Raw genomic sequence first — 19174 nt, 5'->3', positions numbered from 1 at the left:
CTGCTCGCCGGCTCCCTCGGTGGGGGGGGTAGGTCGGTACGATCCGACGGTGTAACCGGGCTGGGGCCCGCACACAGCGCGTGTGCGGGCCCCTCCACGTGGTGGTCAGCGGGTCTGTGCCGCCAGTTCCTTGGCCGCTTCCGTGAGGTCCTTCGCGGTGTCGATGGCGCGCCAGTACGCGCCCTGCGGCAGCGGGAAGCCGGCGAGGCGGCGCTCGCGGGCCAGGCGCGGGAACGTGGTGCGCTCGTGGTCGCCGCGGTCGGGGAGCAGGGACGTGAAGGCCGCCGAGAAGACGTACACGCCCGCGTTGATGAGGTACGGGGACGGCGGGGCCTCGATGAAGTCCGTGATGTGGCCGAACGCGTCGGTCTCGACGGCGCCCCACGGGATGCGCGGGCGGGCCAGGGCGAGCGTCGCCGTGGCGTCGCGCTCGGCGTGGAAGGCCGCCATGTCGCGCAGCGAGAAGCGGGTCCAGATGTCGCCGTTCGTCGCGTACCAGGGGCGGTCGGTGCGCGGGAGGTGCGCGGCCGCGTACTTGAGGCCGCCGCCGCGGCCGAGCGGCTCCGTCTCCACGACCGTGGTGACGTTCAGCGGCAGGTCGGCGGAGCGCAGCCAGTCCTGGAGCACCTCGGCGAGGTGGCCGCAGGAGACGACCGCGTCCGTCACGCCCTCCGCGGCGAGCCAGGCCAGCTGGTGGCCGATGATCGGGGTGCCCGTGCCGGGGATCTCGACCATGGGCTTCGGCCGGTCGTCGGTGTACGGGCGCAGGCGCGAGCCCTGGCCGCCGGCCAGGACGACGGCCTGGGTGGGGCGGCTTGCGTCGGTGTCGTGGGTGTCGCCGGTGGTCATGACGGAACCCTACGCGGCGGGCGCGCAGGGTTCCGACGTGGCCACCGGCGACCGGGGCGCGGCGGTGCCGGGCGGCTCAGCCGTGGTGGGCGGCGGCGACACCCGTGGCGAACGACGTGTCGCAGACCGGGCGCGCGAACGACTGGGCGCGGTTCGGGCCGTAGGCGCGGACGGCGGCGCGGCCGAGCGCGCGGGCGATGGACACGCAGTGCTTGGCGAGCGAGGGGTGGCGGTCGACCTCCTCCTGGAGGTGCGTGAGCGCGACGCCGGGGTTCTTCTCCTGGAGCTCCAGGAGCAGCCGGTGGCGCAGGACGTCCTGCGGGGCGCGGGACTTGGCGGGTACGGACAGGTCGCCCGCGGACGCGGTGAGGACCGAGTCCGAGGAGTTGCCGGACCAGTTGACCTGCGTGACCGCGAGCGTGCCGGAGAGGACCAGGACGACCGGCAGGACGAGGGCGAGCGTGCGCCCGATGCGGCGGCTGGGGCCGCGGTGGCCTCGGCGCGACTTCTGGGTGTAGTTGGCGGAGTGCGTCACGCGAGTGAGCGTAGCGGGCGGTAATGATTTGGCGACATTTAGTCACTCGGTCGAGCGACAAAGAAAGATGTTTGCCCGACCGGGCCTTGACGCACAGTGGTCGAAATGACCGGTGTGCCGGGGTATTTGTCGACAACACGGGGAGATGTCCCCGCGCATATGGCGGGGCCCGCGCCGTGGCGCGGGCCCCTGGTTGCTCTTGACGGCGGCTCGCCGCCGTGCGATCTCGCGACCGGTTACCGGGTGTCGGCCGCCGGTCGTTCGCCCGGCGCCGGTCGCCGCGGTGTCAGTCGCTGAGGCGCTCGCCCGTCGACGTGGAGAAGACGTGGGTCTCGCCCGGGCGCGGCACGACGTGCAGCTGCGCGCCCTTCTCCGGGACCTGGCGGCCGTTCACGCGGACCACGAGGTCCTTCTGCTCGCCGCCGACCTCCGCGGTGCCGTAGACGTAGCCGTCGGCGCCGAGCTCCTCGACGACGTTCACGGACACGGCGAGGCCTGCCGGGGCGTCCGAGGTCTCCTTGGTCAGCGTCTTCGCGGCGCCGCCGTTCTGCTCGACGATGTCGAAGTGCTCGGGGCGCACGCCGACCGTGACGGTGCGGTCGCCCTTGTCCGCGGCGGCCGACAGGGCCTCGCGGTTCACCGGCACCACCGAGTTGCCGAACTTCACGCCGCCGTCGGTGATCGGGACCTCGACCAGGTTCATCGCCGGGGAGCCGATGAAGCCCGCGACGAAGAGGTTGGCCGGGCGGTCGTACATGTTGCGCGGCGAGTCGACCTGCTGGAGCAGGCCGTCCTTCAGTACGGCGACCCGGTCGCCCATCGTCATGGCCTCGACCTGGTCGTGCGTCACGTACACCGTGGTGATGCCGAGGCGGCGCTGGAGCGAGGCGATCTGGGTGCGGGTGCTCACGCGGAGCTTCGCGTCCAGGTTGGACAGCGGCTCGTCCATGAGGAAGACCTGCGGCTCGCGGACGATGGCGCGGCCCATCGCGACGCGCTGGCGCTGACCGCCGGACAGGGCCTTGGGCTTGCGGTCCAGGTAGTCGGTGAGGTCGAGGATCTTCGCGGCCTCCTCGACCTTCTGCCGGATGGTGCCCTTGTCGACGCCCGCGATCTTCAGGGCGAAGCCCATGTTCGCGGCGACCGTCATGTGCGGGTACAGCGCGTAGTTCTGGAACACCATGGCGATGTCCCGGTCCTTGGGCGGCAGGTGTGTGACGTCGCGCTCGCCGATGCGGATGGCGCCGGCGTTCACGTCCTCCAGGCCCGCGAGCATGCGCAGCGAGGTGGACTTGCCGCAGCCGGACGGGCCGACCAGGACGAGGAACTCGCCGTCCTCGATCTCGATGTCGAGGCCGTCGACGGCGGGCTTGTCGGAACCCGGGTAGATCCGGGTCGCCTTGTCGAACGTAACAGTGGCCATGGTGAGGGCCCCCTTCACCGGCAGGAACGTGCCGGACGATCCGAGTAAAGGATGGGTCTAGTCCACTCATGTGGACTGCCCGCGACGCTACCCCGCTGGTCACCGGTCTGTCAGTAGGCGAGAGCCGATGACCTTCGACGAGATTTTCGACTGCGGCAGGGGTCTCGTTGGTTACACTGCACGGGCACGTCCGTACGCGGGCCCGTGCAGGCCTCCTTAGCTCAGCTGGTCAGAGCGCCGCTCTTGTAAAGCGAAGGTCGTCGGTTCGAATCCGACAGGGGGCTCTTTTCTGGCGTGGTCGCCTTGAGCCGAGATTCAAGGGGACGCCCCCTTTGGTCCCGTTTGTCGCGCTTCGCGCTTGCCCTCAAACGCCGGGCGGGCTTGATGTGCTTGCCCTCGTATGTCGGGCGGGCTTGATGGTGTTGCGGCTCGGGGGGTGTCAGTACGAAATCTGGAGGGCTTTTTCATGGCCGTACGCAAGGCCGGGCGCTTGGCTGCCTCGGTGGCCGTCGTGGCGCTGTTCGGCGCCGTCGTCACCGGGTGCAACTCCGACGACGACGGTGGCAGTGGGAGCGGCAGCGGGAAGGTGAAGGAGTCCCCGACCGCGGCGGCCACGGACCTCTCCAAGGTGCCCGCCGAGGTCAAGGGCGGTGTGATCACGGTCGGCGACCCGAAGGCCAAGCACACGGTCAAGGTCTACGAGGACCCGCGCTGCCCCTACTGCAAGAAGTTCGAGGAGGGCGGCGCCCAGGCCCTGGTGGAGCCGCTCACCGCCGGTGACGTGAAGGTCCAGTACACGATCGCCTCGTTCCTCGACAAGAACCTGGGCGGCCACGGCTCGGTGAACGCGGCCAACGCGCTGCGGGCCTCCGTGGACGCGGGCAAGTTCCCGCAGTTCCACGCCGCCGTCTTCGCCCAGCAGCCGGAGGAGAGCGAGGACGGCTTCACCTCCGCCTTCCTGCTGAAGATCGCCGACAAGGTCGAGCTGCGGGACCCCGCCTTCAAGAAGGCCGTCCTCAACGGCACGCACAAGAAGTGGGTCGGCACGGCCATGAAGGCCTTCGAGGACGACGGCATCACCGGCACGCCGACCGTCGTCATCGACGGCAAGAAGGTCACGGACAGCGACGCGCTGTACACCGAGGCCGGGTTCGCCGGGGAGCTCAAGAAGGCCGGTATCTAGCCGGAGGCTCCTGGCCGGAACCGGGCGGTCGGTGTCCGGAACAAATCGGGTGAGGCCGCCCGGGGCGGGCGGGTAGCGTCGCGCGGGTGATCCAGATCCATGTTCCGGACGCCCTCGTCGAGTCCCAGCACCTGTACGCGGGCGAGGCGGGCCGCGCCTTCATCGCCGGGCTGCCCGACCTCGCCGCCGAGACCCTGGAGCGGTGGGAGCTGACGCCCCTCGGCGACTCCCTGCACGGCCAGGCGGCCCTGGTCCTGCCGGTGGCGCAGGCCGACGGGACCGAGGCCGTGGTCAAGTTCCAGGTCCTCGACGAGGAGACCGAGGGCGAGCCGGTCGCGCTGCGCGTGTGGGACGGCGACGGGGCGGTGCGGCTGCTGCGGTACGACGACACGTACGGCACGATGCTGCTCGAACGGGCCGGTGACGGCCGCGAGTTGTCGACGTTCGCCGCGGCCGGGCGCGACGAGACCCGTCAGGGGGTCGTCATCGTCGCCGAGCTCCTCGCCCGGCTCACCGCCGGGCCCGCGCCGGCCGGCATGCGGACGCTCGGCGACATCGCCCGGGCGATGCTCGACGACACGCCCGCCGCGCTGAAGGCGATCGCCGACCCCGCGGAGCGGGCGCTCGTCGCGCGGTGCGCGGATGCCGTGCGGGAGGTCGTGGGCGAGCCCGGGGACCGGCTGCTGCACTGGGATCTGCACTTCGACAACGTCCTCGCGGCCGGGCGTGAGCCGTGGCTCGCGATCGACCCCAAGCCGCTTGCCGGTGACCCCGGGTTCGACCTGTGGCCCGCCCTCAACAACCTTTTCGATCCGGATGACGTGCCGTGGCGTTTTGACGCGATGACGGAGGTCCTGGGCCTTGACCGGGAGCGGGCCATGGCGTGGACGCTCGGGCGGGTGTTGCAGAACGTGCTGTGGGAAGTTGAGGACGGGCGGGAGTTGCCGGAGGAGGATCTGGAGTTGGCGCGTCGGCTGCTTGGGCGTCGTACGTAGGGTGCCCGTCGGATGGGCTGTGCCCACCCGTTCCGCCCTCTGGGCGGACCAGCTGCCCACAGCGGGTTCTACGCACACGGGTAGCGGTATGCCCCCGTCGGTGGTTCGTCCTTGAGCAAGCCGTCCAAGTCGTGGCGGCGGTGTGTCGCGCAGGCCTTCGTTCGGTTGGGCACCGACCCCCGGTAGTCCACCGCGAACACCGCCTTGCCCGCCTTCACGAACGGGCGCAGCTCCCCGCACTCCTTGAACTGCACGCACTCCTCGGGCAGGGCCCAGTCGAAGTGGGGGGCGAGCTTCGCCGCCGTGCCGGGTTCGTTGTGGCCGTTCTTCATGCCGACGGAGAGCCCGCGCGCGTGTGCCTGCTTCGCCACCTCGCGGTACCAGGACAGCTGGTCGGCGAGCGGGACCGGGAAGCCTGGGTCGTTGCCGCGCGGGTTGTTCTGGTCCGGCTCGACGCCGTCGCACCCCATGCGCTCCGCCAGGTCGAGGCGGGCCCAGACGGCGTCGGCGAAGGCGGCGCGCGAGCCCTCGCGGATGTCCAGCCAGCGCTCGCCCTTCCAGCCCGTGTCCCAGCCGATGACCGAGCCGTCGGCCGGGGCGCGGGGCCGGTTGGGGATGTCCCGCAGGCGCCGCTCGTGGCCGGGGAAGCGGGCGGCGTCGGGGCGGTAGTGCTCGTACGCGCCAGTGTCGACGTAGCAGATCACCACGGGGCGGGGGGAACGGGCGTGCAGTTCGTCGATCTTTCCGGCGAGCGGGCCCGCCGGTACGTCGATCGCCCCGCCGTCGGCGTAGCGGAGCTCGGCGCCCTTCGGGGCCAGGTCGAAGAGGTCGAGGTCGTACATCTGGCGGGGCGCGGAGAGGTCGTAGGGCTCGCTGATCTGCCAGTCCCAGTCGGTGACTTCGCCGGGCGCGGGGGACCACCAGGCGGGGTCGGGCGGGCGCGCCTCGTCGTCCGCGCGCCCGCAGCCGGTGAGCGCGGCGGCGGTGAGGACGAGGGAGAGGACGAGGGCGAGGACGTACGCGAGGCGGGTGTTCACGAGCGGCTGCGCCGTGCCGTGTCGCGCAGCGCCGCCCGCAGTTCGGCGTCCTTGGGCATCTCCTGCGCGAAGTACCACCAGAACGTGCCGCCGACGCTGGACGGATAGCCGAGCGCCGCCGCGTAGTACCGCCGGGCGATCCGCCGTCGGGCCGCGTCGGGGTCGTCCTTGTCGAAGGCCCAGTAGAACTTCGAGGTGTCGTCGTTCCAGTAGCCGAGCTCGCCGAGGCCGATCCGCTGTTTCGGGAACCCGGCCGCGAGGCGCGTCATCACCTGGTCGAAGGCGAGGCCGAGCGGGGCGTCCTCGATCCAGCTGGAGAGCAGGACGACGTCGAGGTCGTCGCGCACGGCGGGCGGCAGGTTGGCGTCCGCCCAGGTGAACGCCGACCAGCGGGCCGCGTCGGTGCCGAGCTGCCAGTAGAGGGTGAGGACGACCTGCGCGTCGGGCCGCTTCTCGCGTACGTACGCCGCCGCGTCCGCGATCTTGTGCCGCATGCGGTCGCGGTCCGGGAGCAGCCGCTTCGTGCAGTCGCCGTCCTTAGTGGTCCGGGAGTCGGTCCAGCAGCCGTTGACCTCGTTGCCGATCTCCCACGCCTCGATCTCGGGGAACGCGTCCACGTACTGCTTGATCCGGGCCAGATAGCCCGCGCGGGTGCCGAGGTCGCGGCGCTCGGCGCCATTGGCGTACGCCGAGTCGACGGGCTGGCCGAGGACCTTCAGGCCCGCGGCGTGGGCGGCGGCGACCTGGTCGCGGTAGCGCCGCGGGATGGTGGTGCCCGGCGAGTCGGCGGGGTCGAAGACGAGCCGCACCCAGCCGTCGCGGCCCGTGAGGCGGCCGGCGAGCGGGGCCCAGGCGGTGCCGGTGGTGTCGGCGGCGGTCACGCCGAGCCAGGGGGCGCCGGTGCGGCGGGCGGTCGGGCCGTACTCCTCCAGGAGCCGGCCGTACGCGGTGTCGACGGCGCTCAGGGCGCGCTGGCCGTGCTTGCCGCGGCCCGCGTCGGTGCTGGCCTTGTCGGCCCGGGCCAGCTCGCGGGCGGCCGTGCGGTACGCGGTGTCGAAGCGGGCCGAGCGCCGGTAGGCGGGGCGGGCGTCCAGGGCGGCGTCCAGGCGGCGCTTGGCGTCCTTGGCGGCCAGGTGGTTGAAGACGACCGTGCCGCCCCGCGCGAAGCCCTTGCCGCCGTCGTCGACCACGACCGTCGAGAAGCCCTGGCCGGTGGGCCAGTTGATGGCCAGGGCGGCGGGCCTGCCGGGGGTGTCGAAGCTAAGGCGCGGCCCGTCCTCGTACAGCGGGTAGTCCTGGACCACGCGCAGGCTGACCGGGTCGACGAGGGCGTCGCTGTCGGAGCCGCCGGTGCCGTGCGAGACGGCGCGGGCCTGCCGGGGGGACAGGAGCCTGCCGTCGCCGTGGGCGTCGTAGAACTTCAGCTCGACGGTGTGACCGGCGGTGTCCTTCGCCGGGGGCTCGCTCTTCGCCGTGCAGCCCGCGAGGAAGCCGACGGCGAGCAGCGCCGCCAGGGCTCTTCGGTTGACCCGTGTCCGACGCCTGTGGCTTGCTGCGTCCATGATTCGCACCGCGACCCCCGTCGACATCCCCGTCATCCACACCATGATCCGTGAGCTCGCCGCGTACGAGAAGGCTCCGCAGGAGGCACGGGCCACCCAGGAGCAGCTGCGCGAAGCCCTGTTCGGCGAGCGGCCCGCGGCGTACGCGCACATCGCGGAGGACGACACGACGGGCGAGCCGGTTGGCTTCTCTTTCTGGTTTCTTAACTTCTCCACGTGGCGCGGGGTGCACGGGATCTATCTGGAGGACCTGTACGTGCGCCCGCAGGCGCGCGGCGGCGGACACGGCAAGGCGCTCCTGCGCGAGCTGGCCCGGATCTGCGCGGAGCGGGGCTACGAGCGCCTGGAGTGGTCCGTCCTGAACTGGAACGCCCCGTCGATCGCCTTCTACGAGTCCCTCGGCGCGAAGCCGCAGGACGAGTGGACGGTGTACCGGCTGACCGACGGGGCGCTCGCGACGCTCGGGTCGCTCGGGTCCTGAGCAGCCGCTCCGGCGCTAGAACTCGTCGACCGTGTGCGGCAGGTACGGCGTGGTGAGCGCCGCGTCGAGTGCGGCCGCCGTGCCCGGTGTGTGCTCCGTGGCCACGCCCGCCCGTACGAACCCTTCGGTGCGGGTGCCGCCCAGGTAGGCCGAGGCCAGGTCCACGACGTCGATCGTCAGGTCGGCGGGGGCGTCGGTGGGCTCGTACGCCGCTTCGTACGCCGCCTCGTCCCCGGCCTTGTCCGGGTTCTCGGCTGCCGTCACCGTCAGGCGGAAGCGGCCGTCGTTGGCCGGGACGTGCGGGTCGCGGACCTCGAGGACCAGGTCGGCGGGGGCCGCCCAGGAGCGGGCGAGCAGCGCGGCGCGCACGTCGACGAGCCGGATCCGCAGCGCGGGGAACTGGCCCGTCACGCGCACCTGGTCGCGGTCGCTCGCGAACAGCAGCAGCGGGTCGTCCAGCGGGCGGCCCCAGGCGCGGACCAGGCCCGTCAGGTCGATGCCCGCCAGATAGCGCCACAGCGCGGCGGCGACCGCGGGCGTGTCGGCCTCCAACTCGTCCAGGCGGATCAGGCCGGGCGCGTCGTCGCGGGCCTTGGTGCGGTAGACGGCGTAACCGGCGACACCGGCGGCGTCGTCCAGGACCACGACCCGCGGCGGCGACAGCTCGTCGTCCTCCTCGTCCTCCGTGACCAGCCACTCCTCGCTCCACCACGCCTCGCTGCGGGCGAGGCGGCCCGCGCGGTCGGCGCGCGTGCGGTCGTAGTAGCCGCCGAGGAGGCCGGGCACGTCCGCCGGGTCCACCAGGCGCAGCGGGCGGTCGTCCGGGCTGATGCGCAGGGCGAGCGGGCGCACGGTGTCGATCTCGACCGTGTTGGCGTACGTGGCGGGGCCGAAGCCGAAGCGGCCGTAGATCGCGTCCTCGGACGCCCACAGCGCGGCCACCGGGTGGCCCTGTGCCGCGCACCGCTCGAACAGCGCCGCCATCATGCCGGAGAGCACGCCGCGGCGGCGGTGCGTGGGCGCCACCGAGACGAACGTCAGGCTCGGGCAGGGCAGTTCGCCGCCCGGCACGGACACCGTGAACGGGAACGCGGCGAGCAGACCGACCAGCGCGTCCCCGTCGTACGCGCCGATGCGGTGGCAGCCCGAGAGCAGGTCGTGGTGGTGCTTGCGCTTCTCGTCCTCGGCGACGTCGTGGAAGGCGAGGTACGCCAGGTCGAGGGCGCGGTCGATGTCGGTTTCGGGGATCTCGCGGAACGCGACGGGGGAGGGGGTGGCGGGGCGTGCGGAGTCCATGAAACGGACGGTAGTTCCCGTATGTCGTACGGGCATCCCATTTTGCGCGGTGTTCAGCGGTTGCTTCGTGAGTCGTCCGGAATCGCTCGCTCCTCGGGCCGCCGCGGCGGGAACTCGGGGCTCCGCTAGGGGATGAGGACGACCTTGCCGGTGGTCGCGCGGGACTCCAGGGCGCGGTGGGCGGCGGCCGCTTCGGACAGGGGGAAGGACTGGACGGCGGGGGTGAAGTAGCCGCCCGCGTAGGCGTGCAGGGCGGCGAGTTCCAGGGTGCGGATGGGGTTGTCGCCGCCGGCCTTCGCGGTCATGGCGGCGCCCAGCGGGTTGATCTGGGTGATGCCGCGCGCGGAGAGCTCGGCGGCGGTCAGGTCCACCGGGCCCTGCTGCTCGGACCAGCCGAAGGTGAGGTGGGTGCCGCCGGGGCCGAGCAGGTCCACGGCCGTGCGGCCTGCGGCGCCGCCCACGCCGTCGAGGAGGACGGTCGCGGCGGTGTGCCCGTGCTCCTTCAGGTACGCGCGCACCTCGTCCGGCCAGTCGGGCCGGGTGTAGTCCACGGCGAGGTCGGCGCCGCCCGCCGCGACCCGCGCCACCTTGGCGGGACCGCCCGCGAGCCCGATCACGGTGGCCCCGGCGTGCTTCGCGTACTGCACGAGGAGCGTGCCGATGCCCCCGGCGGCGGCCGGAACGACGACCACCGACGCGGCGTCGAGCTCCACGAACTGCAGGATGCCCATGGTCGTACGGCCCGTGCCGATGAGCCCCACGGCCTCGGCGAAGCCCAGCGATGCGGGGAGCTCGTGCAGGCGCGCCGCGTCGGTGACGGTGAGCTCGGCGTAGCCTCCGGGCGCGAAGCCGATGTGCGTGACGACGCGCTTGCCGAGCCAGTCCGCCGAGACGCCCGCGCCGACGGACTCGACGGTTCCGGCGACCTCGCGGCCGGGGATCGTCGGCAGGTCCGGCAGGGCGGGCAGCGGGCCCTGGTCGCCGTCGCGGATCTTGGTGTCGAGGAGGTGCACCCCGGCCGCGGCGACGGCGATCCGCACCTGGCCCGCGCCCGGGAGGGGGTCCTCGACGGTCTCGTACGTGAGGTTCTCTGCGGGGCCGAAGGCGTGGAGACGGATGGCGTGCATGAGGGCTCCCTGGGTCGGTGACGCCCACCACCCTTCAACCTCAAGCGGACTTGAGGTCAACCCAGGGCGTGGCGCTCGTCAGGCGGCCGATGCCGGTGAGGGCCAGGCTCACCGCCTCGATCGCGCTGTTGAACGACACCTCGGAAAGCAGCCCCGGCGCCGCCACCTGGTCGCCCGCCAGATACACCCCGTCGCCCCGGTCGACGCCCGGCCGGTCGCGCCAGGTCGTGCCCGGCCGGTCGAGCGCACCCGTGCGGCCGTCCGCCACGGCCGACCTGCGCCACGTCACGCGCTCGCGCCAGTCCTTGAACCCCAGGTCGAGCAGGTGCTCCGCGCGCGCGACGCCGTCGGCCTTCGACTCCTCAGGGGCGATCGGGATCTGCCCCTGGATCAGCTGCTCGCCCTCGGGCGCCAGGGTGCGGTCCTGCGTGGTGAACCGTTCGATCCAGCCGGTCGCGTCCAGGTCGGAGACGGCGAACAGGTCGCCGCGCCGCGAGCGGAGTGCGACGTCCACCAGGACCGTGCGGCCGCTCTGCCAGCGCAGGGAGTCGTCCTTCAGGAGCCGCCGGGCGGCGTCAAGCGAGGTCGCCACGACGACCGGGCCCCGCGCCGCGAGGTCGTCGACGGTGTCGACGCGGGCGAGGGTCTCCACGCGGACGCCCAGGTTCCAGGCGTGCCCCGCGAGCCGGTCGACGATCGCGCCCCAGCCGCCGACCGGGTAGTGCGCCTCCGGCGGCAGCTTGGCGGCGCGGCGGAGCCGGGTGTGCACGAAGCGGGCGGACAGCGCGCCCGGGTCGTGGTGGAACAGGGCCACCGCCGTGTAGTGCGCGGCCGCCCGCGCCCCCTCCTCGCCCACCTGCTCCGTCGCCCACGTCATGAAGTCGACGTCGACCGGGGCCTGTTCGGGGGAGCGCCGCAGGAGGCGCAGCATGGCGAGCGGCGGCGTGCGGCGCAGCACGCCGTGGTGGCGCAGGCGCAGCCGGGTGGCCTCGATGGGCGGCATCGGGGCGAGCTCCCCGATGAGGCCGCGCTGCTTCAGCCAGGTCCAGTGCGGGCCGCCCTTGTACAGCGCGTGCGGCCCCTCGTTCGTCCGGTACGGGCCCTCCGCGGTGCGGGCGCGGCCGCCGAGGGTGTGGTGCGACTCGTGCACCGTCACGTGGGCGCCCGCCTCGGCGGCGGTGATGGCGGCGGTGAGTCCGGCGAGGCCGCCGCCGATGACGGTGATGTGGGTCTGGGGGCGGAAACCGGGCATGAGAGCGTCCGTTTCTGTCGACGGTGGCGCGTCTGTCGTAGGTACGACGGACCGGACCCTCGAAGATGTGACATCGCCGCCCGACGAACCGGCCGGACAGGCCGGACAGGCTGGACAGGCCGGTCAGGCCTGACAGGCCCTAAGTGACCCGGGGATAGCGGGACAGCAGCGTCCAGGTGGCCGGGTTCTCCCCGAACGTCTCGTGCAGATCCGTCAGATCGGCGACGAGGTCGTGCAGGAAGTCCCGCGCCTCACGCCGCAGCTCGGCGTGGGAGAAGGTGAGCGGCGCCTCTTCCGGGTCCATCCAGTCGGCCTCGATGTCGACCCATCCGAAGCGCCGTACGAAGAGCATGCGGTCCGTGGACTCGGTGAAGTCCAGCTCCGCGTACTGCGGCCGCGACGCCCGGCTCCCCAGGGGATCCTGGTCCAGCCGCTCGACGATGTCGCACAGCGCCCACGCGAAGTCGAGCACCGGCACCCATCCCCAGGCTGTGGACAACTCCCGGTCCGCCTTGGTGTCCGCCAGGTACACGTCCCCGCAGAACAGGTCGTGACGCAGCGCGTAGGTGTCCGCGCGCCGGTAGTCGGTCTGCGGCGGGTCGGGAAAGCGGCGGGAGAGGGCGTAGCCGATGTCGAGCACGTGGGTGATGGTGTCATGGGCGGGGCCTTGTTCTGGCCTTGCGCCGCCTGACGTGGGGAAACGTCACCGCTCATGCGTTCGGGTGAAGGTGTGTCGGTTCTGGTCGCGTGGCGTGGGCGACGCTGACAGCGTCGTGCCGGGCGAAGGGGGTTCCAGCATGGAGTTCGATGCGGAGTGCGATCCCGTGTCAGTGGTGCGGCAGGTTGCGGGCCGCATTCCGGGCATGTCGGTGGAGGGCTCCTTCGAGATGTTCAGCGCGGTAGCCCCGGAGGGCTGGCACGTGGAACTGATCGAAGGGGAGATCCACGTAAAACCACCGGACAACGGCCAGCACGAGGAGATCATCTCTGAGATGACCGCTCAGATGGCCACCCGGGCCAAGGATCGATTGCTGCGGATGTACACCGGCATCGGTCTCCACCTCCCCGGTCCTACGGTGCCTGGCCGCGTCGAACCCGACGTCGCGGTCGCCCCCAAGGGCAGTTTCGCCGATGAGGACGAGTACCACGGTCCTGCGCCCGTCCTCCTGGTAGCCGAGGTCACCTCCCAATCCACCGGTGACAACGACCGGTACAAGAAGGTCAAGGGCTATGCCCGCGCGGGCATCCCCGTCTACCTGCTCGTCGACCGTCAGGCCGGGCACGTCGTGCTGTACACCGAGCCCGCCGGTGAGGAGTACGAGCACCAGGAGACCTTCAAGCTCTCCAAAGTCGTCCCGCTCCCCGAGCCCCTCGGCTTCGATCTCGACACCAGCCAGTTCTGACCCGCTCCGACGCCGGGTGGCTCACGGCAGCAGCCGCTGCTCCTTCGCGACCGATACGGCGCCCGCCCGGGTGTCGACGCCGAGCTTGTCGTAGATGCGGCCGAGGTGGGTCTTGACCGTGGCCTCGCTGATGAACAGGGCGCGGGCGATGTCGCGGTTGCCGAGGCCCTGGGCGAGCTGGGCGAGGATGTCGCGCTCGCGCGGGGTGAGGGTGGGCAGGGGCGCGCGCATGCGGGCCATGACGCGGGACGCGACGGGCGGGGACAGCGCGGTGCGGCCCTGCGCGGCGGCGTGGATCGCGGCGAACAGCTCCTCGGGCCGCTCGGCCTTGAGCAGATAGCCCGTGGCGCCCGCCTCGATGGCGCGGGTGATGTCGGCGTCGGTGTCGTACGTGGTGAGGACAAGGACGTGCGGGGTCCCCGACTCCCGTGCCGCCGTGATGCGCCGGGTGGCCTCGACGCCGTCGATGCCCTGGCCGAGCTGGAGGTCCATCAGGACCACGTCGGGCCGCAGCTTCGCGGCGAGCGCCACCGCCTCCTCGCCGGTGCCCGCCTCGCCGGTGACCTCGATGCCGGGGGCGCTGCCGAGCAGGGCGAGCAGTCCGGCGCGTACGACGGCGTGGTCGTCGCAGACGAGGAGGCGGACCGGGGCGGAGCCCTCGCCGGGCGTACTCATGGGGCCTCCGGGGGCGCGGGGGACAGGGGGATGGACACGGACAGGACGGTGCCCTCGCCGGGGGCCGACTCCACGGTCAGCGTGCCGCCGAGCTGGCCGGCGCGCGCCCGGATCGCGGGGAGGCCGTGGCCCCGGCCGCCGCCGGGGGCGACCGCGTGCGGCGCGAAACCGCGGCCGTCGTCCGCGACGTCGAGGACGACCTGGTCGTCGAGGTAGGTCAGGGTCAGCGCGGCCGTCGTCGCCCGCGCGTGTTCGCGTACGTTCGCGAGGGCGCCCTGGGCGATGCGGAGCAGGGCGGACTGGGCGCGGCCGGGGAGCGGTACGGGCGCGCCCTCTACGTGGTAGTGGATCGCGAGTCCGGGGGTGGACTCGCGCTCGGCGAGGCGGCGCAGGGCCGTGGGCAGCGTGGCGGTTTCGGGGGTGCCGGGGGGCTGCGGCCCGGCTTCGTATGGCCCGGCCTCGTATGGGGCTTCGCCCCTTTCCCCCTTTGTTGCCGCTTCGCGGCTCGTCCTCAAACGCCGGACGGGCTGATTCGCCTCCGTGAGCTCCAAGGGGGCCAGGTCGTGGACCAGGCGGCGGGCCTCCGTCAGGCCCCGTTCGGCCACCGACTCGGCCGTGCGGACGTGGGTGCGGGCCGTCGTCGGGTCCGTGTCCCAGACGCGGTCGGCGGCCTGGAGGAGCATGCGCTGGCTGGACAGGCCCTGGGCCAGCGTGTCGTGGATCTCCATGGAGAGCCGCTCGCGCTCCGCGAGCGTGCCCTCGCGGCGTTCGGTGGCGGCGAGCTCCCGCCGGGTGCGGAGCAGGTCGTCGATCAGGGCGCGCTGGCGCGCCGTCTGCCGCTGCATGTGGACGAACACCGCCGTCGCGACGGCCGCCACGGCGGGCGGGGCGAGCGCCAGGTTCGGGTCGAAGCCGCCCGCGAGCCGGAGCTGCGCGGCGACCACGAGGGCCGTGAGGACGGCGACGAGGGCGAGCGCCGCCCGCGTCGGCAGCGTCCGCAGGCCCGTGTAGAACAGCGGCACCGCGCACCACGCGTAGCTCGGCGCGAGGGCCACAAGGACCACCCAGACCCCGACGACCGCGCCGAGCCAGAGCAGCCGGCGCGGGTCGGGCGTCGCGCCGAGGACCGGGCCGAGGGCGTACAGGAGGGCCAGGGCGGCGGACAGGGCGATGATCCACGGCGTACGGGGCTCGCCGGGGTGGCGCAGCAGGAAGCGGGTCAGCGACGCGGCCAGGAGCAGGAAGAACGCGGTGTGCATGACGGCCGCGAGCCAGCGGGCCTCGGGGTCGGCGGGGCGTGCCCGCGTGTCCTCGTCCACCTCGTGCCTCCTTCCCTCGCCGCGCGTGTGAACTGGGCAAACACCCTCATTGTGGCCCGTCGGGGCCAGGCGCGGGTCAGCCGATCGGCTGACCCGGGGATCGGCCGATCCGCCCGCGGGCCCGAGCCGGTACGCCGACGGGCCGGGCCGGGAAGCGGCACCAGGATCGAGGGCAGGGCAGGACGCGGCGCCGTCCGCCTCCCGAACCCCACCCCCGTACCCCGCCCGAAGGAGCCCACGGTCATGAAGAAGCCCCTGACCCTGAAGAAGCCCTCCGCCCGCACCCGCGTCCTCGTCACCGCCGTCCTCGTGGCCACCGCCGCCGGAACCGTCGGTGCCGTCTCCGCCTCCGCCGGAACGCCCGACGCAGCCACCAAGGCCCCCGTCGCCGCCGACGCGGGCAGCCGCAACCTCACCCAGTCCACGCACCTGACCGTGGCAGCCGCCACCAAGGCCGCGCAGGCCAGCCTGGACGCCGCCAAGAAGGAGAACCAGCGCGTCACGGTCTCCGTGGTCGACCGCAACGGCAACACCATCGTGACGCTGCGCGGCGACGGCGCGGGCCCGCAGTCGTACGAGTCCGCCGAGCGCAAGGCGTACACGGCCGTGTCCTGGAACGCCCCGACCTCCGAGCTCGCCAAGCGCCTGGAGCAGGCGCCGAACCTGAAGGACATCCCCGGCACCCTGTTCCTCGCGGGCGGCGCCCCCGTCACCGCCAAGAGCGCCCCCGTCGCGGGCATCGGCGTCGCGGGCGCGCCCAGCGGCGACCTGGACGAGAAGTTCGCGAAGGCGGGCGTGGCGGCGCTGGCCCGCTGACGCCCCGGCGATGAGGCGATGAGGCGATGAGGCGTGGGGCCCCTGACCCCGATGAGCGGTGGCCATAGGATCACCGAGGTGAACTACCGTGCCCTCGCCCCCCTGACCAAGGGGCCCCACGCCCGCCGCGCCGCGTTCGCGCTCCTCAGCGCCGGGGCCCTCGCCGCCGCGCTCACCGCCTGCACCACCGGCGGAGTCGACGGCACCCCCGGCGCCGCGGGCGTCCGCGACCCGTACTACCCGAAGCTCGGCAACGGCGGATACGACGTACAGCACTACGGCCTGAAGCTCGGCTACGACCCCGAGTCCCGCCACCTCAAGGGCACGGCGGAGATCACGGCCCGCGCCACCAAGAACCTCAGCGCCTTCAACCTGGACCTGCGCGGCCTCGACGTCGAGAGCGTCACCGTCGAGGGCAAGAAGGCCCGCGTCCAGCGCGCGGGCGACGAGCTCACCGTGCGCCCGCACGACGACCTCGACCGGGACGAGACGTTCCGCGCGACCGTCCGCTACTCGGGCACGCCGCAGACGATCACCGATGTCGACGGCGCCAAGGAGGGCTGGCTGAAGGGCGAGAAGAGCGCCCTCGCGACGGGCGAGCCGGCGGGCTCGAAGGCGTGGTTCCCGGGCAACCACCACCCGAGCGACAAGGCCTCGTACGACATAGAGGTCACCGTGCCCAAGGGCCTGACGGCCGTCTCCAACGGCGAGTTGACCCGGCAGACCACGACGAACGGCCGCACCACCTTCGCCTGGCACAGCGCCGAGCCGATGGCGAGCTACCTGGCGACGGTCGCCGTCGGCAGGTACGACACCGAGACGTCGATGGCGAACGACACCCCGGTCTTCACGGCCGTCGACCCGACGATCCCCGACGACAAGAAGAAGCGGATCAAGAAGGTCTTCGCGAAGATCCCGGACATCATGGACTGGGCCGAGGAGAACTTCGGCGACTACCCGTTCTCCTCCACCGGCGCGATCGCCGAAGGCCGCGTGGGCCTGGGCTACGCCCTGGAAACCCAGACCAAGCCGGTCTTCCCCGTCTCGGAATCGGACACCTCCACCCTCGTCCACGAGCTGGCCCACCAGTGGTACGGCAACTCCGTCACGCCGAAGACCTGGCAGGACATGTGGCTCAACGAGGGCTTCGCGACGTACGCGGAGTGGCTGTACGAGGAGGACTTCGGCGACATGACGGTCGAGGAGACCGTCGACGCGCTCTACGACGGCGACCTCTACGAGGACGAGAACGACAACGAGGAGGTCTGGGACTTCCCGCCCGCCAAGCAGCCGGACGCCGCGAGCATCTCGGACGCCCCCGTCTACGACCGCGGCGCCATGGTCATCCAGAAGATCCGCGAGACCGTCGGCGACGAGACCTTCTACGACATCATCCAGGGCTGGGCGAAGACCTACCGCCACCGGAACGCCGACACCAAGGACTTCACCACGTACGTCGACCAGCACGCGGGCGACGACGAGGCCCGCGAGGAACTGCAGACGGTGTGGTCGGACTGGCTGTACGGCGACGGCAAGCCGGACGAGCGGTAGCCCTGCGGCGGCTTGCGCAGGACGGCGCGCTATCCGCGCAGCTCGAACCAGACCTGCGAGCCGCCTCGCGGGCGCCGAGCCCGGCTCCACCGAGGTTCACCTCGACGGATTCCTGCTGCGCGGCCGGGCCACGCCCACGCCCCGCCAGCTCCAGGAGGTCGGGGTGGTGGCCGGTGGCGGCGAGGAGTATCGCGACGGTGTCGCGGCAGATCTTGGGGGAGAGGGGGGTGTTGGGGGTGGTGAGGCGGTAGCGGTGGGGTTCCGGCTGTCCCATGGCGTCAACTCCGGTGTTGGGGGCGGAGTTGCGCAAGCTTCGCGAAGCCGCCGGGAAGGCTGCCCGCGAAGCGGGAGCGCTGCTCGGCGGCAACCAGGCGCAGATCAGCCATATCGAGTCCGGACGTTGGGGCGTCAGCGCGGAGCGGGTTCGACGTCTCGCGGCCTTCTACCTGGCCACGGATGAGAAGCTCGTCGACGCGCTGTGTGCCATGGCGGAGGAACGGGCGAAAGGCTGGTGGGAGGAGTATCGGGGTGTACTCGGGCCGGGCCTTCTCGACCTTGCTGAACTGGAGTGTCACGCCACGCACTTGAGAAGCGTCAACGTCGTGAACGTGCCGGGCATTCTGCAGACCGAGGAGTACATCAGAGCCATCCACCGCACCTACCGGCCGATGATTCCGGCCGGCGACGTGGACGCCCGAGTCGAATTCCGGCTGTGTCGTCGGCGCATCTTCGAGCGGGACACACCGCCGCCGTTCCTTGCGATCGTCCATGAAGCGGCGCTGCGCATCCGCTTCGGCGGACGTAAGGTCACCAAGGGACAGCTCGTATACCTGCTGGAAGCGTCGGAGTGGCCGACGGTGACCTTGCGGGTCCTCCCCTTCTCCTGCGAGGAGTTCATCGAGGCGACGGATGCGCCGATGTATGCGGGAGGAGTCGTACCGCAACTGGACACGGTACAGGTGGACAGCCCTCTGGGGAGTTTCTTCCTGGGGGATGCGGCCCAGCTCAAGAGGTACCGGGGGCTGCTTGACGTCGCTGAGCGGTCATCGCTCGGCGAACGGGACTCCCGCAGCCTCATCCGCCGCATCGTGCGAGAACTCTGAAAGGAACCGTAGTGTCCCCGCAGTGGCAGAAGTCCTCCTTTTCGGGTGTGGAGGGTGGGAACTGCATAGAACTCGCCCCCCGCGAGGGCCACATACTCCTCCGCGAAAGCGACACCCCCGACGACATCCTTACCCTCACCCGCCAGGAACTGTCCGCCCTGATCCGCGCCCTACGCTGACCGGGCACCCGTACTCCGGCCGGAACCGGTGCGGCGAGCACGCCACCAGATGCACCGCCAGGAACCGCTGCCCGCTCACGTACCAGCCCCCGGCGAAGTCCTCGCCGCCGACGACGGCGGCACCGGCCGACGCGAGCTGCGCGGGCAGCAGCTCGCCCACGTAGGGGCGCGCCGCCGCGTCGACCCAGGCCGTGGCCTCCTCGGGCGCGGTGAACGTACCCCGTACGAACGAGCCGGACTTGAGCAGCCAGTGCGCCAGCTCAAGGGGCGGGACGGGGGAGGCGGCGAAGTCCGGGTGCCCCGCGCGGCGGGGATCCTGCGGGACGAGGGCGGCCGCGTTACCGACCCAGACGTAGCCGTGGTGGTGCCTGCCCATGCGCGGGCCTTT

General features: G+C 72.2%; 20 protein-coding genes and 1 tRNA gene. 9 read left to right on the top strand and 12 right to left on the bottom strand.

All coding sequences use genetic code 11. The features are described from left to right. Window positions 1-105: 105 nt before the first annotated feature. The 3 genes from ACFWZ5_RS28790 to ACFWZ5_RS28780 form a co-directional block, all read right to left on the bottom strand. Window positions 106-849 (bottom strand): NDP-sugar synthase, encoded by a 744-nt coding sequence (locus ACFWZ5_RS28790; protein ID WP_384792473.1) that lies wholly within the window; start codon window positions 847-849, stop codon window positions 106-108. A 76-nt stretch (window positions 850-925) separates the two neighbouring features. Then, window positions 926-1384, bottom strand: a complete 459-nt coding sequence (locus ACFWZ5_RS28785) for a hypothetical protein (RefSeq protein ID WP_384792470.1) — start codon at window positions 1382-1384, stop codon at window positions 926-928. 286 nt (window positions 1385-1670) lie between these two features. Further along, entirely contained in the window at window positions 1671-2807 is a 1137-nt protein-coding gene (locus ACFWZ5_RS28780) for an ABC transporter ATP-binding protein (protein ID WP_384792467.1), read from the bottom strand. Between the two features lie 210 nt (window positions 2808-3017). On the opposite strand from ACFWZ5_RS28780, the gene ACFWZ5_RS28775 reads away from it, so the two are divergent. From ACFWZ5_RS28775 to ACFWZ5_RS28765, 3 genes are all read left to right on the top strand, one after another. Next, a tRNA-Thr gene (locus ACFWZ5_RS28775) sits at window positions 3018-3091 on the top strand. Between the two features lie 182 nt (window positions 3092-3273). Further along, entirely contained in the window at window positions 3274-3990 is a 717-nt protein-coding gene (locus ACFWZ5_RS28770) for a DsbA family protein (protein ID WP_384792464.1), read from the top strand. 86 nt (window positions 3991-4076) lie between these two features. Beyond that, window positions 4077-4985, top strand: a complete 909-nt coding sequence (locus ACFWZ5_RS28765; RefSeq protein WP_384792461.1) for an aminoglycoside phosphotransferase family protein — start codon at window positions 4077-4079, stop codon at window positions 4983-4985. Window positions 4986-5053: 68 nt separating this feature from the next. Here ACFWZ5_RS28765 and ACFWZ5_RS28760 read toward each other — a convergent pair whose 3' ends face one another. Together ACFWZ5_RS28760 and ACFWZ5_RS28755 are read right to left on the bottom strand one after the other, a co-directional pair. Then, window positions 5054-6022, bottom strand: coding sequence for an endo alpha-1,4 polygalactosaminidase (locus ACFWZ5_RS28760; RefSeq protein ID WP_384792459.1), 969 nt, complete (start codon window positions 6020-6022; stop codon window positions 5054-5056). After that, window positions 6019-7584, bottom strand: coding sequence for a hypothetical protein (locus ACFWZ5_RS28755; RefSeq protein WP_384792456.1), 1566 nt, complete (start codon window positions 7582-7584; stop codon window positions 6019-6021). Before ACFWZ5_RS28755 ends, ACFWZ5_RS28760 begins: the two co-directional genes overlap by 4 nt. On the opposite strand from ACFWZ5_RS28755, the gene ACFWZ5_RS28750 reads away from it, so the two are divergent. Next, complete coding sequence (locus ACFWZ5_RS28750) at window positions 7583-8065, top strand: GNAT family N-acetyltransferase (protein WP_384792453.1); 483 nt, start codon at window positions 7583-7585, stop codon at window positions 8063-8065. The genes ACFWZ5_RS28755 and ACFWZ5_RS28750 overlap by 2 nt on opposite strands. Window positions 8066-8080: 15 nt before the next feature. Here ACFWZ5_RS28750 and ACFWZ5_RS28745 read toward each other — a convergent pair whose 3' ends face one another. The 4 genes from ACFWZ5_RS28745 to ACFWZ5_RS28730 all read right to left on the bottom strand — a co-directional run bounded on the left by ACFWZ5_RS28745 (window position 8081) and on the right by ACFWZ5_RS28730 (window position 12380). Beyond that, window positions 8081-9361, bottom strand: a complete 1281-nt coding sequence (locus ACFWZ5_RS28745) for a GNAT family N-acetyltransferase (RefSeq protein WP_384792450.1) — start codon at window positions 9359-9361, stop codon at window positions 8081-8083. A gap of 125 nt (window positions 9362-9486) precedes the next feature. Continuing rightward, window positions 9487-10488: a zinc-binding dehydrogenase gene (locus ACFWZ5_RS28740; protein ID WP_384792447.1), complete on the bottom strand. Its 1002-nt coding sequence runs from the start codon at window positions 10486-10488 to the stop codon at window positions 9487-9489. Between the two features lie 40 nt (window positions 10489-10528). Next, complete coding sequence (locus ACFWZ5_RS28735; protein WP_384792443.1) at window positions 10529-11740, bottom strand: NAD(P)-binding protein; 1212 nt, start codon at window positions 11738-11740, stop codon at window positions 10529-10531. A gap of 139 nt (window positions 11741-11879) precedes the next feature. Next, on the bottom strand, window positions 11880-12380 hold the full coding sequence (locus ACFWZ5_RS28730; protein WP_384792440.1) for a hypothetical protein: 501 nt from the start codon (window positions 12378-12380) through the stop codon (window positions 11880-11882). Window positions 12381-12537: 157 nt separating this feature from the next. On the opposite strand from ACFWZ5_RS28730, the gene ACFWZ5_RS28725 reads away from it, so the two are divergent. After that, window positions 12538-13143, top strand: a complete 606-nt coding sequence (locus ACFWZ5_RS28725) for a Uma2 family endonuclease (RefSeq protein WP_384792437.1) — start codon at window positions 12538-12540, stop codon at window positions 13141-13143. Between the two features lie 21 nt (window positions 13144-13164). Here ACFWZ5_RS28725 and ACFWZ5_RS28720 read toward each other — a convergent pair whose 3' ends face one another. Both ACFWZ5_RS28720 and ACFWZ5_RS28715 read right to left on the bottom strand, forming a co-directional pair. Continuing rightward, window positions 13165-13818, bottom strand: coding sequence for a response regulator (locus tag ACFWZ5_RS28720; RefSeq protein WP_384792434.1), 654 nt, complete (start codon window positions 13816-13818; stop codon window positions 13165-13167). Beyond that, complete coding sequence (locus ACFWZ5_RS28715; protein WP_384792517.1) at window positions 13815-15077, bottom strand: sensor histidine kinase; 1263 nt, start codon at window positions 15075-15077, stop codon at window positions 13815-13817. Before ACFWZ5_RS28715 ends, ACFWZ5_RS28720 begins: the two co-directional genes overlap by 4 nt. A 321-nt stretch (window positions 15078-15398) precedes the next feature. On the opposite strand from ACFWZ5_RS28715, the gene ACFWZ5_RS28710 reads away from it, so the two are divergent. The 4 genes from ACFWZ5_RS28710 to ACFWZ5_RS28695 all read left to right on the top strand — a co-directional run bounded on the left by ACFWZ5_RS28710 (window position 15399) and on the right by ACFWZ5_RS28695 (window position 18786). Next, window positions 15399-15953 carry a heme-binding protein gene (locus ACFWZ5_RS28710; RefSeq protein WP_384792514.1) on the top strand — a complete coding sequence of 185 codons (555 nt, stop codon included), beginning with the start codon at window positions 15399-15401 and terminating at the stop codon, window positions 15951-15953. 78 nt (window positions 15954-16031) lie between these two features. Then, a complete protein-coding gene (locus tag ACFWZ5_RS28705; RefSeq protein WP_384792431.1) occupies window positions 16032-17504 on the top strand; it encodes a M1 family metallopeptidase in 1473 nt (490 codons plus the stop codon). Window positions 17505-17776: 272 nt separating this feature from the next. Continuing rightward, the gene (locus ACFWZ5_RS28700; RefSeq protein WP_384792428.1) at window positions 17777-18607 is read left to right on the top strand and encodes a helix-turn-helix domain-containing protein; all 831 of its coding nucleotides are present in this window, start codon (window positions 17777-17779) and stop codon (window positions 18605-18607) included. Between the two features lie 11 nt (window positions 18608-18618). Next, complete coding sequence (locus ACFWZ5_RS28695) at window positions 18619-18786, top strand: DUF397 domain-containing protein (protein WP_384792425.1); 168 nt, start codon at window positions 18619-18621, stop codon at window positions 18784-18786. Here ACFWZ5_RS28695 and ACFWZ5_RS28690 read toward each other — a convergent pair. Then, the gene (locus tag ACFWZ5_RS28690; RefSeq protein ID WP_384792422.1) at window positions 18743-19162 is read right to left on the bottom strand and encodes a hypothetical protein; all 420 of its coding nucleotides are present in this window, start codon (window positions 19160-19162) and stop codon (window positions 18743-18745) included. The genes ACFWZ5_RS28695 and ACFWZ5_RS28690 overlap by 44 nt on opposite strands. Window positions 19163-19174: the final 12 nt, after the last annotated feature.

It is taken from the genome of Streptomyces sp. NPDC059003, assembly GCF_042740445.1.
GTDB lineage: Bacteria > Actinomycetota > Actinomycetes > Streptomycetales > Streptomycetaceae > Streptomyces.
The sequence above is the reverse complement of the archived record's forward strand: the minus strand, read 5'-3'. Positions and strand labels throughout refer to the sequence as shown.